At 69.1% G+C, this 11,032-nt stretch carries 11 protein-coding genes; 5 read left to right on the plus strand and 6 right to left on the minus strand.

Annotation, left to right across the window (positions count from 1 at the left end; translation table 11 throughout):
- On the plus strand, positions 1 to 2,961 hold a 2,961-nt coding region (locus AB0C29_RS16860; RefSeq protein WP_360821094.1), incomplete at its 5' end, for an amino acid adenylation domain-containing protein.
- A 1-nt stretch (position 2,962) separates the two neighbouring features.
- Here AB0C29_RS16860 and AB0C29_RS16865 read toward each other — a convergent pair.
- The 3 genes from AB0C29_RS16865 to AB0C29_RS16875 all read right to left on the minus strand — a co-directional run bounded on the left by AB0C29_RS16865 (position 2,963) and on the right by AB0C29_RS16875 (position 6,126).
- Positions 2,963 to 3,697 carry a hypothetical protein gene (locus AB0C29_RS16865; protein WP_360821096.1) on the minus strand — a complete coding sequence of 245 codons (735 nt, stop codon included), beginning with the start codon at positions 3,695 to 3,697 and terminating at the stop codon, positions 2,963 to 2,965.
- A 418-nt stretch (positions 3,698 to 4,115) separates the two neighbouring features.
- On the minus strand, positions 4,116 to 4,856 hold the full coding sequence (locus AB0C29_RS16870) for a DUF6082 family protein (protein WP_360821098.1): 741 nt from the start codon (positions 4,854 to 4,856) through the stop codon (positions 4,116 to 4,118).
- Positions 4,857 to 5,109: 253 nt separating this feature from the next.
- Entirely contained in the window at positions 5,110 to 6,126 is a 1,017-nt protein-coding gene (locus AB0C29_RS16875) for an ABC transporter substrate-binding protein (RefSeq protein WP_360821100.1), read from the minus strand.
- A gap of 112 nt (positions 6,127 to 6,238) precedes the next feature.
- On the opposite strand from AB0C29_RS16875, the gene panD reads away from it, so the two are divergent.
- Positions 6,239 to 6,658: an aspartate 1-decarboxylase gene (panD, locus tag AB0C29_RS16880; protein ID WP_212989922.1), complete on the plus strand. Its 420-nt coding sequence runs from the start codon at positions 6,239 to 6,241 to the stop codon at positions 6,656 to 6,658.
- Between the two features lie 34 nt (positions 6,659 to 6,692).
- Positions 6,693 to 7,031 (plus strand): hypothetical protein, encoded by a 339-nt coding sequence (locus AB0C29_RS16885; protein ID WP_360821112.1) that lies wholly within the window; start codon positions 6,693 to 6,695, stop codon positions 7,029 to 7,031.
- A 16-nt stretch (positions 7,032 to 7,047) separates the two neighbouring features.
- Here AB0C29_RS16885 and AB0C29_RS16890 read toward each other — a convergent pair whose 3' ends face one another.
- Positions 7,048 to 7,344, minus strand: a complete 297-nt coding sequence (locus AB0C29_RS16890) for a hypothetical protein (protein WP_360821102.1) — start codon at positions 7,342 to 7,344, stop codon at positions 7,048 to 7,050.
- Positions 7,345 to 7,454: 110 nt separating this feature from the next.
- Positions 7,455 to 7,775, minus strand: coding sequence for a hypothetical protein (locus AB0C29_RS16895; RefSeq protein ID WP_360821104.1), 321 nt, complete (start codon positions 7,773 to 7,775; stop codon positions 7,455 to 7,457).
- A gap of 36 nt (positions 7,776 to 7,811) precedes the next feature.
- Here AB0C29_RS16895 and AB0C29_RS16900 point away from each other — a divergent pair, with 36 nt between their 5' ends.
- Complete coding sequence (locus AB0C29_RS16900) at positions 7,812 to 8,540, plus strand: SDR family NAD(P)-dependent oxidoreductase (RefSeq protein WP_360821106.1); 729 nt, start codon at positions 7,812 to 7,814, stop codon at positions 8,538 to 8,540.
- Here the strand turns inward: AB0C29_RS16900 and AB0C29_RS16905 are convergent.
- On the minus strand, positions 8,537 to 9,490 hold the full coding sequence (locus AB0C29_RS16905) for a methionyl-tRNA formyltransferase (protein WP_360821108.1): 954 nt from the start codon (positions 9,488 to 9,490) through the stop codon (positions 8,537 to 8,539). The genes AB0C29_RS16900 and AB0C29_RS16905 overlap by 4 nt on opposite strands.
- A 103-nt stretch (positions 9,491 to 9,593) precedes the next feature.
- On the opposite strand from AB0C29_RS16905, the gene AB0C29_RS16910 reads away from it, so the two are divergent.
- Positions 9,594 to 10,895, plus strand: a complete 1,302-nt coding sequence (locus AB0C29_RS16910; protein WP_360821110.1) for a lysine N(6)-hydroxylase/L-ornithine N(5)-oxygenase family protein — start codon at positions 9,594 to 9,596, stop codon at positions 10,893 to 10,895.
- Positions 10,896 to 11,032 lie beyond the last annotated feature (137 nt).

Here is an 11,032-nt window from a genome sequence, read left to right on the forward strand (position 1 = left end):
CGGCGTGCCGTCCGGGTCTACCTGGACAGCCGGGTCGCCAAGGGCGTCTTCACCGTGGACGACCTGGTCGGCTTCTTCGTCAACACCGTCGTGCTGCGCGCCGACCTGTCCGGCGAGCCCACCTTCGCCGAGCTGCTGCGCCGGGTGCGCGCCGCCGACCTGGCCGCGTTCGAGCATGCCGGGGTGCCGTTCCAGCAGGTCGTGGAGCTGGTCAACCCGCCGCGGGCGGCGGGGCGTAATCCGCTGTTCCAGGCGATGATCGGCTACTTCCACCGGCCCGCCGACTCCGGGCCGGTGCTGGGTCTGCCGGTGCTGCCGGCTCCGGAGGTGGCGGCCGATCCCAAGGTGGACCTGAACGTCACGTTCATCGACGGCGGGGCGGACGGAGTTGAGGTCAGCCTCGAGTACGACGCTGGGCGGTTCCGGGCGGAGACCGCCCGGCGGTTGCTGGACCGGTTGGTGCGGCTGCTGGGCGCTTTCGCCGCGGACCCGGCGCTGCTGGTCGCCGAGGCCGACCTGCTGACCGACGACGACCGGCAGGAGCTGCGACTCCTGAACTCCTCGGCTGAGGCTCGTCCCGTCGCTGAGCCGTGGTTTGCCGCGCTTGCCGGGCATGGGGGCGAGGCGCTTGTTGCCGACGGGGTGAGCTGGAGCTATGCCGAGCTGGACCGGGCCTCCGACGCCGTGGCCGCGTTGCTGGTGGCGCGGGGGATCGGTCCGGAGAGCATCGTCGGGATCAATCTGCCCCGCTCGGCTGACCTGGTCGTCGCTGTGCTCGGCGTGGCCAAGGCCGGCGCCGCGTACCTGCCGCTCGACCCGGCGTTTCCGGCCGCCCGGCTCGCTTTCATGGTCGAGGACGCGCGACCGGCCGCCGTCATCGGTGACACGGTTTTCGACGGCGTGCCCACCGTCAGGCTGACCGAGGCGGTGCCCGCCGCAGCCCCGCCGGTGCGGATCCGTCCGGAGCACGCCGCGTACGTCATCTACACCTCCGGCTCGACCGGGCGGCCCAAGGGTGTTGTCGTCACCCACCGGGACCTGGCGACGTTCCTGGCCGCCGTACCGGTGGGGGGTGATGACCGCCTGCTCGCGGTCACGACGCTGTCCTTCGACATCTCCGTGCTGGAGCTGATGGGTCCGCTGCTCGCCGGCGGGACCGTCGTGCTGGCCTCGCCGGCCCAGGTCCGGGACCCGCTGCTGCTGGCCGCGCTGCTGCGGGAGCAGCGCGTCACCACGATGCAGGCGACCCCGTCATTGTGGGCGGCGTTGCTGGAGTCGTCCGATGTGGACCTGTCCGGGGTGCGGGCGCTGGTCGGTGGCGAGGCCTTGCCGGCCTCGCTGGCGGCGGATCTCGTCGCGCGGACGGCGGCGGTGGTCAACCTGTACGGCCCGACCGAAGTCACCGTGTGGGCCACGCGCGACGACGTCGACGCGAGCTGGGACGGCACCATCGGGCGCCCGCTGCCCGGGACTTCCGTGCACGTGCTCGACGAGCGGCTCCAGCCGGTGCCGCCGGGCGTGGTGGGAGAGCTGTACCTCGGCGGGGCCCAGGTCACCCGCGGCTATCTGGGGCGGCCGGCGCTGACCGCGTCCCGCTTCGTCGCCGCCGAGGACGGGCAGCGTCTCTACCGCACCGGCGACCTGGTCGTGCTGCGCGGCGGCCGGCTCGGCTACCTGGGCCGCACCGACCACCAGGTCAAGGTGCGCGGCTTCCGCATCGAACTGGGCGAGATCGAGGCGGTCGCGCTGGCGCACCCGGACGTCAGCCGGGCCGTTGTAGTGGCCCGCGACGACCGGCTGGTGGCCTACCTGACGACCACCAGCGGCACGGTGCCGAACGGGCTGTGGGACGACGCGCTGCCGGGTTACATGATCCCGGCCGTGTGTCATGTGCTGGACGCGCTGCCGCTGACGCCGAACGGCAAGGTGGACCGGGCCGCGCTGCCGGACATCGCCGTCACTGCCGCCGGTACGTCGCCACGGTCGCGGGTCGAGGCGACCGTCGCCCGGATCGTGGCGGAGGTGCTCGGCGTACCCGAGGTGGGCGTCCACGACGACTTCTTCGCGCTCGGGGCACACTCGCTGCTGCTGGTGCGGCTCGCCACTGCGTTGCGCCGGGAGGTGGCTGTGGACGTACCGGTGGCCCGGCTCTTCACCGCGCCGACCGTCGCGGGTGTGGCCCGGCTGCTGGCCGACGACGCACCCGCCGGGGATGCCCTTGATCCGGTGCTGACGCTGCACCCGGGCGGTGACCGGCCGCCGCTGTTCTGCCTGGCTCCGGCGAGCGGGTTGAGCTGGCAGTTCGCCGGGCTGAAGAGGTATCTGCCGGCGGACATCCCGCTGATCGGGTTGCAGAGTCCGCTGCTCTCCGGCGGGACGCTGCCGTCGTCACTGACCGAACTGGCCGCGGCGCATGCTGATCGGATCACGGCGCGGCAGCCGAATGGGCCGGTGCGGCTGCTGGGCTGGTCGTTCGGCGGGGCGCTGGCGTTGTGCGTGGCGGCCGCGCTGACCGCGCGCGGCCGCGAGGTGGAATTCGTCGGCATGCTGGACGCACGCCGGGAGACGGTCCAGGCGCCGTCGACGGTCGCGGCCCTGCTCACCGAAATGGGGTACGCCGTGAGCGATCCCGAGTTGTCTCTGGCTGACGCGGTGGGCTTTGTGCGGGCGGCTGGGGGGAGTGTGGCCGCGTTGACGGATTCGCAGATCGCGTCGGTGCTGGAGAGCTATCTGGCTGCTGATCGGCTGATGGCTTCGGCGGAGTATCCGGCTTATCGGGGGTCGGTGTTCTTCGTCGAGGCGACTGTGGCTGAGCAGGGGTTTGCCGGTCCGGCGGCGCCGTCCTGGCGTCCGCTGGTGGGCGGTATGGAGGTGCATTCGCTGGCGGTTGCGCACTCCGAACTGCTCGATCCGGCGACGTTGGAACGGCTCGGACCGCTGCTGGCTGAGCGCCTGGGGTAGCTCACCGGACGAGCGGAACCACGTCCTCGCCGAGCAGGCTGCGCAGGCCGATCAAGGCGAGGCTGATGGCGAAGCCGAGCAGGATGGAGACGCCGATCCCGGCCCACCACTTGAGGCGGTTGTCCCGGCCGGGCGGCCCGAAGCGGGGCTGGGTCTGTGGTCGCCACGGGCGTTCCCGGGCCAGCCACCACAGCAGGCCGAGGCCGAGCGGTACGCCGCAGACGAGCCAGAACCAGAACCCCTTCGTGCCGGTGACCGGGTCGGGCGCGGAGACCAGCGCCCAGAGGAACAGCAGGCTGCCGGCGATGATCAGGCCGGCCTGGATGGCTCCGAGAGGTGGGTCGGCAGGGCGTCGGGCTTCGTAGGCCTGCAACTGCTGGTTGAGAGCGTTCGCTCCGGGGGCGCCGCTCTGCTCCTCCACGGTGGTGTGGTGGCGGCGGCCGTCGGTGGTGTGCCAGAGGAGGATGGGACCTGGGCCGCCGGACTCTTGGAGGTCGGCGGGGAAGGGGCTGACGAGGCCGCCTTCGTTGCGCCAGCCGTCGCCCCATTCGTAGTAGGTGAGGCGGTGAGCGGCTATGTCGGCTCGGACCTGCTCGGGGGTGGATTCGCGTGGGGCGGCCCACCAGGTGATGGCCGCCCAGGCGACCCAGCCGAGCACCAGGACTACGCGCAGCACTTGCCACCACGAGATTGTCGGGCGCCCGCCGACCTCCTGCACGACCGCATCACCCGTCACGGGCTCATCGTGGCAGGAAGCCGCAATGTGAATGGCTCGTCACTGCCCAAAGGAACGGGCTCAATCCTGAACCCCTACAGTTGCTGGGGCGCCACTCGACCGTTCCTGCCCAGACGGCGCCACATTGTGAGTAATGTCTGCTTTGGGACGTTACGGAGATGGTGGAGGGTCAGACGGGTGCACATCGTTCGACGGCTGGGGAAGAGCCCGCAAGAGCGTGGAAGTCTCAGTCACGACACTTGTCCGGACATCTTTGAGCTGAGCGACGGCTCATTTGCCGTGATTGGAACGGACATGACGGAGGTGCTCGAGGGTGTCCTGCCGGCGGATGCCGCCCGGGCCGACTATGAGCGCATCGTTGTGATCACCCGCGAGACCTTGATCGCTGCGCAGGTTGACATTCCCGTCGCTTGATGGTTTACGCCGCCTGGGCCGGTTCAGCGCGATCTGGCACCAGTGTGGGTCCCGCGGTAGGGATGTGTCCGTTCCTGGCTACGACTTCATCATACTCAGCGCAGATCTTGTCCACCTGCTTGGCCCAGGAGAACTCCGAGCTGCCAGGATCAAGAAATCTGCGGCCACTTACTGTCGCATGCCAATATGCGCGCATCACTGGGCTGGAGAACAGGTGACGCATGATCGCAATGACCGCTGCCTCCGTGTAGATATCGGACTGTAGTGCTCTGAGCTCGAACGAGTAGATCAAGTTGGCGTACAGGAACTGTCTTCTGGTGGCGGCGGGAAGGTCTAGATCAAAGGACGGCCAGACTGCGGCCAGTTCCTCGTCGTCAAGGCTCATCTTCAGCAGATTCTGGTGGAGCATGCCAAGGTTGGCATGTGCTGTGCGCCGGAGCTCAGCATGGTTATGGGTGAGAAACTGCCGTTGGCGCGCCAGTTCCGCGCTGTTCTGTCGTGCGGTGATCACCACGGCCAACAGGGCAAGGCTGCTGATGATGGAACTGAGCACGCCGAACGTTTGGCCCACGTCGCTCCAGGTGCGCCACTCCTCCGAAGCGCCTTGGCGCGCAAGCACGGCAGCGACGCCCACACCGGCCAGCAGGGTGACGATCACAACCCCACCGATGAGTGCCAGCCAGGTGGCGACACGACTCACCATCGTGGATCTGCGCATCTCGGGACCGACCGATGACTCTTTCATACCGTCACGACCCTCGGGGACTCGCGGCAGAGATCGTCGCACACCCGCGACCGCTCTCTTCTATTCTCTGCTCTCATATTGCATTGCCGAATCAAGCGGCGCCAGCATTGAGCAGTGAATGATTGTCGTGAGAGTGCCTGATATCGATCGGCCAACTAGCAAGTTGCAGTATGGCAATAATCCAGCTATATGATTTTTAAGCGAAAGGGGTGGCCAGTTACCCGGCCACCCCTTTCTGAATCCGTACTGAAGATCAGGCAGCGTTCGACAGGTCCGTGACCGCCGTCGCCTTGTCCCCGTCGGTCGCGTTCTTGAGCTGCGGCACCAGCACCTCCAACGCATACAGCAACGCATTGGGCCCGCTGTAAGCCAACGCCCCACCCAGCGGCGTGGAGAACGACGTGTACAAAGCCCGGTCCTCACCAACCACCTTCAACCGGCTGAACGCCGGCGAGGTCAGCATGTCCTTCTTCGTCGCCCCGTTCACGAAGAGCACGTCGCGGTCCAGCAGGTCGAGCCGCTCCTCGCTGACGTCCTCCGACTCGCTCTGCGCCGCGAAGCCGAGCGCGTCGAACAGGGCGCGCCGCGGGTCCTTGGCCGGGATCAGCCAGTGCTGCCCCTTCTCCGGGCCGAAGTCCACCACCAGGGTCTTGCCCGCGAACTGCGGGTTCGCCGCCTTGGCCTCGTCGATCTTCGCGTTCACCTTGGCCACCAGGGCCTGCGCCTCGCTCGACTTGCCCAGCGCCTTGCCCGTGGTCAGGGTCTGCACGTCCCACGGGGTCTGCTCGTCCGCGTAGTCCTTGGACTGGATGACCGTCGGGGCGATCTGGGAGAGCTTGTCGTACGTCTCCTTGTTGATCGTCTCGTAGATCGCCAGGATCAGGTCCGGCTGCTGCTTGATGATCGCCTCGAAGTTGATCTCGGCCGAGAACGTGGTCAGCTGCTTGCCGGCCAGCGCCTCCTTGACCCACGGGTACGTCGGGTACTCGGTGAACCATTCGCGGGTGCTCACCGGGACCACGCCCAGCGCCAGCACCGGGTCCTGGTCGTTCCAGCCGACGGTGACGACCCGTTCCGGCTGCTTCTCGATCGTGGTCGAGCCGAACTTGTGCTCGATGCTGACCGGGAAAGCGGCGGCGGCCGAGCCCGACGCGGCGGGCGCGGCGGCACCGTCCTCTTCGGACCCGCAGGCGGTGATGGTGGTGGCGGCGAGCAGACCGGCGGCGACGGCGGTGAGGGCGCGTCGCCAGCCGCCCAGGCGGCGGTTCATCTATGTGGCTCCTAGCTGAGGGGGCGTTGGATCAACAATGAGGTTAGGCTAGGCTAACTTTGCTTCCGCGACGACCCCCTCGCGGGCCTCATCCACCCCAGGAGGACGACACATGCAGCGGACCCTGCTCGGCGGCAAGATCCACCGCGCCACCGTGACCCAGGCTGACCTGCACTACGTGGGTTCGATCACGATCGACAAGACCCTGATGGACGCGGCCGACCTGGTCGAGGGCGAGCAGGTCCAGGTGGTCGACATCGACAACGGCGCGCGGCTGGTGACGTACGTCATCGAGGGTCCGGCCGGCTCCGGCGTGATCGGCATCAACGGCGCGGCCGCCCGGCTCGTCTCGGTCGGCGACCTGATCATCATCATGTCGTTCAAGCAGGTCGACGAGCGCGAGCGCGCCGACTACGTGCCGCGCGTCGCGCACGTCAACGCGCAGAACCAGCTGATCGAGATCGGCTCGGACCCCTCGGCGCCGGTTCCGGGCGCGGACGACCAGATCTCCGGCAAGGTACTGGTCCACTGAGGTCGGCGGGGCCGGGGGCACTGCGATGGGCGCGCTGACGATCTGCCGGGACTGCTGCTGCGGCAGCGCCGACAAGCATCCGGAAACCGACCACGACGCCCAACTGGAGGCGATCCGCGGCGCGGTGGGTGACAGACATCGCGTACGCGTGAGCGAATGCCTACGAGTCTGCGAACGCTCGAACGTGGTCGTGGTGCACCCGACCCCGGCCGCCCGCCGAGCCGGCGCCCGCCTGGTCCACCTGGGCGACGTCCTCGACGACGATCTCGTCGGCGCGGTGGCCGCCTGGCTGGACGCAGGCGGCCCGGGCGTCGCAACGGTCCCGGAGCCCCTGACCGCCCGCGTCTTCAACCCGGCCGACTACGCCGACTGACGCCCCGGTCGGCGGCTCAATTCATTCGCAGCGGCGCGGCCACCAGCACCAGGCAAGCCAGAACCGCGATCCCGATACGGACCCTGCGCAGCCCCCGCCACCACGGCAGCAGCCACAACCCCAGCCACAGCACCCCGAAGACGGAGAGGTGCTGGCCGACCACTTCGAGGGTGATCTCCTCACACCGGTTGTCGGCCAATGTCTTCGCGCACACCCCGGGGACCTCGCCGAAGGCTTCCCCCAGCACCATCAGCATCCCTACGGCGGCCGCGACCGCCGGCCCGAGCACCAACGTGATCAGCGGTGTCAGCAACCACCCGGCCAGATCCCGGCGACGGTCCGTCCGCGGGCCACGAGTCACATTCTGCACGCTCGCACCGTAGCGATCACCCTCGATCCCCGCCGCCCCGCCGGCGCGGCCCGTCAGACCGGGTAGTCGGTCCGGTGCGCGTAGGTGAGCTGGCCCGGAGCGACACCCCAATCGATGAGGATCCGGCCCAGCTGACCCTCGTCGCCGGCCTGCGCACTGCGCGCTTCGGTCATCCCGTCGTCCGGTCCGATGCACCAGTCGTTGTCGATGTAGGTGTTGTCGAACTCCCGCTGAAGGACGTTGAACGCACCCCCGGCGAGCGGGTAGACCGCGACCCAGGCCCGACGACCCTGTGCCGCCGCGGGCACCTCGGCGACGATGAGCCGACCACGCCGCAACGCGGTACGCAGGGGGAGGGGCCAGTCGTCGATCACGGCCGGAATTGAACCACGAGGTTCTAAGCTGCTGCGATGGGACGACGAGTGCTGATGACCGGCGCACGACGAGGAATCGGCGCCGCGATCGCCGTCGACCTGGCGGCACCGGGCTGGACGCTCCTGCTTCACCACCTGGACGCCCTCGAAGAGGCCAAGTCCGTAGCCCAGCAATGCCGGGACCGCGGCGCCCAGGCCCAGATCCTCGAAGCCGATCTCGCCGACCCGGCCGCAGTCTTCGCGCTTGCCAACCAGGCCGGCCCCGTCGACATCCTCATCAACAACGCCTCCCGCGCCTCGAACGTCGCCTTCGACGCGCTGTCCCTCGACGAGTGGCAGGAGACCTTCGCCGTCAACGTCACCGCGCCGATGCTGCTGGCCCAGTCGTTCGGCGCCGGGATGGCCGAGCGGGGCTGGGGGCGGATCGTCAACGTCACCTCCGCCACCGTGGCGCTCGGCGGGCCGTCCGGGCCGTCGTACGTGGCCAGCAAGGCCGCCCTGGTCGGCCTCACCCGCTCGCTCGCGCGGTCGTTCGGCCCGGCCGGGGTCACGGTCAACGCGCTCTCGCCCGGCGCCATCCTGACCGAGCGCGAGCGGGAGATCCTGGGCGACGACCCGCATCCCGGGCTCGTCGCCGCCCAGGCCGTGCCGCGCCCGCTGGTCCCGGCGGATCTGCTCACCGCCGTACGGTTTCTGGTGGCCGACGGCTCGGGGGCGATGACCGGTCAGGTGGTCGAGGTCGGTGGGGGACTGGTGCTCGGTTAGCGGTCCGGGTGGCTGGTCAGGTAGCCACCCATCGTCGTGAAGTAGTCCTGGGCCGGCAGCTCCACGCCCTCGTCGGTGCGGACCGAGCGGATCAGCAGCGCCTTGCTGCGACCGCGGCGGGCATCCGCACCCGCCACGATCGCCACGCCGTCGCCCTCGCGGAAGAAGATGCGGCCCGGCGTGCCGCCGTAGACCGCCTGTGAAACCGCGGCCGTGACGATTTCCAATCGCCGTCCCTTGTGGAAGCAGAAAGCCTGGGGGTACGGCGCTGACTGCGCCCGGACCAGCCGTTCCAGCTCCTCGGCCGACCAGGTCCAGTCGATACGGATGTCCTCCTCCGACCGCTTGTGGAAGAAGCTCGCCTTCGAGCGGTCCTGCGGCACGAAGTCACGCCGGCCGCTCGCGATGGCCGCCAGGCCGTCGACGGTGATCGGGCCGAACAGCTCCAGCGTCTTGTGGAACAGGTCCGTCGTGGTGTCGGCCGGGCCGACCGGGACGGCGCGCTGCAGCACGATCGGCCCCGCGTCCAGCGTGTCGTCCATCATGTGGGCGGTGACGCCCACTTCGCGTTCATCGTTGAGCAGGGCCCAGATCAAGGGCGAGAAGCCCGCGTACGCCGGCAGCAGCGCGTCGTGCACGTTGAGCGTGCCGAACGGCGGCAGGTTGAAGATGCGCGGCGGGATCCAGGTACGCCAGTTGGTGGCCACGATGACGTCCGGCGCGACCTGCTTCAGCGCCTCGTACAGCTCCTCGTCGTCGGGGCGTTCACGCAGCAGGACCGGCACGCCGTGGGCCGCGGCGAGCTCGGCGACCGAGTCCGACCAGACCTTCTCGTACGCGCCCTCGCCGACCGGGTGGGTGACCACCATGACTACGTCGTGTGCCGAATCCAGCAACGCCTGCAGGGTCCGGTGCCCCCAGGTCTGGAAGCCGAACATGACGACGCGCATGAATTTTTCTCCCTCACTCGGCACTGCGGACGCCTCCGCAGATGCTTAGGTTAGGCTAACCGAAATCTGGGGTCAGGTCGGCCCCGCCGTGGAGGGGACGGACATGTCTGAACCTGAACTCGATGTCGTGGGGATCGGCTTCGGCCCGTCCAATCTGGCCATGGCCATCGCCGTGTCGGAACACAACAGCGGGCGCGGTCCGGATGCGAGGGTGCGCACCCGGTTCCTGGAACGGCAGGCCGGCTTCGGCTGGCACCGCGGCATGCTGCTCGACGACGCCACGATGCAGGTCTCCTTCCTCAAGGACCTGGTGACCCTGCGGAACCCGACCAGTGAGTTCACCTTCCTGCGCTATCTGCACAGCCAGGACCGGCTCATCGACTTCATCAACCACAAGAACCTGTTCCCGCTGCGGGTCGAGTTCCACGACTACTTCGCCTGGGCCGCCGCGCAGGTCGACGACCAGGTCACCTACGACGCCGAGGTGTTGTCGGTGACGCCGGTCGCGTCCCCCGGCGGCGACGTGGTCGCGGTCGATGTGCTCTCGCGCCATGGCGGTCAGCTCAGCACCCACCGCGCCCGGAACCTGGTGATCGGCACCGGGCTGCGCCCGCGCCTGCCCGAGGGCGTCACGGCGTCCGACCGGATCTGGCACACCAGCGACCTGCTGCACAACCTGCCGAAGCTGCGCGGCACCGAGCCGCGCCGCATCGTCGTGGTCGGCGCCGGGCAGAGCGCCGCCGAGGCGGTCGCGACCCTGCACCGCGAGTTCCCCACGGCCGAGATCTGCGCGGTCTTCTCCCGGTACGGCTACTCGCCGGCCGACGACAGCAGTTTCGCCAACCGCATCTTCGACCCGGCGGCGGTCGACGACTTCTACGTGGCCCCGGAGGACGTGAAGCGGCAGCTGATGGGCTACCACGCGAACACCAACTACTCCGTGGTCGACATGGACCTGATCGACGACCTGTACCGCCGGGCTTACCAGGAGAAGGTGCTCGGCAAGCAGCGGCTGCGGATGCTGAACGTGTCCCGGCTGACCGAGGTGGCCGACGGACCGGACCAGGTGGTGGCGAGCGTACGGTCGCTGGTCACCGGCGAGACCCAGCGCCTGGCCGCGGACGTGGTGGTTTGCGCAACGGGCTACCACCAGGCCGACCCGTACGCGATCCTCGGCGAACTCGCCGACCTGTGCCACCGCGACGAGCTCGGCCGGCCGAGGGTCGAGCGCGACTACCGCGCGGCGACCGACCCGCGCCTGCGGGTGGGCATCTACCTCCAGGGCGGTACGGAGCACACGCACGGCATCACGTCGGCGCTGCTGTCGAACACCGCGATCCGGGTGGGGGAGATCCTCGACTCGGTGGTGACCCGCCGGTCGGCGCCGGCCCTGGTCAGCGTCTGATATTAATTTTCCGACACGCATAATCATGCATAGGATCGGATCATGTCCGATCCTCAGCAAGGGGCCCGGCCGGCCCGGATAGAGCGGTCGGCCGCGGCGGCGTGGCCGGCCGGCCGCACCGAGACCGCGGCCGGTTG

The organism is Actinoplanes sp. NPDC048791 (assembly GCF_040650095.1).
Lineage (GTDB): Bacteria > Actinomycetota > Actinomycetes > Mycobacteriales > Micromonosporaceae > Actinoplanes.

What these genes read in the sequence shown, in the direction of transcription:
- AB0C29_RS16870 (WP_360821098.1), bottom strand. Translation starts at nt 4,856, where the DNA reads ATGAAAGAGTCATCGGTCGGTCCCGAGATGCGCAGATCCACGATGGTG.
- panD (WP_212989922.1), top strand. Translation starts at nt 6,239, where the DNA reads ATGCAGCGGACCCTGCTCGGCGGCAAGATCCACCGCGCCACCGTGACC.
- AB0C29_RS16905 (WP_360821108.1), bottom strand. Translation starts at nt 9,490, where the DNA reads ATGCGCGTCGTCATGTTCGGCTTCCAGACCTGGGGGCACCGGACCCTG.
- AB0C29_RS16875 (WP_360821100.1), bottom strand. Translation starts at nt 6,126, where the DNA reads ATGAACCGCCGCCTGGGCGGCTGGCGACGCGCCCTCACCGCCGTCGCC.
- AB0C29_RS16900 (WP_360821106.1), top strand. Translation starts at nt 7,812, where the DNA reads ATGGGACGACGAGTGCTGATGACCGGCGCACGACGAGGAATCGGCGCC.
- AB0C29_RS16910 (WP_360821110.1), top strand. Translation starts at nt 9,594, where the DNA reads ATGTCTGAACCTGAACTCGATGTCGTGGGGATCGGCTTCGGCCCGTCC.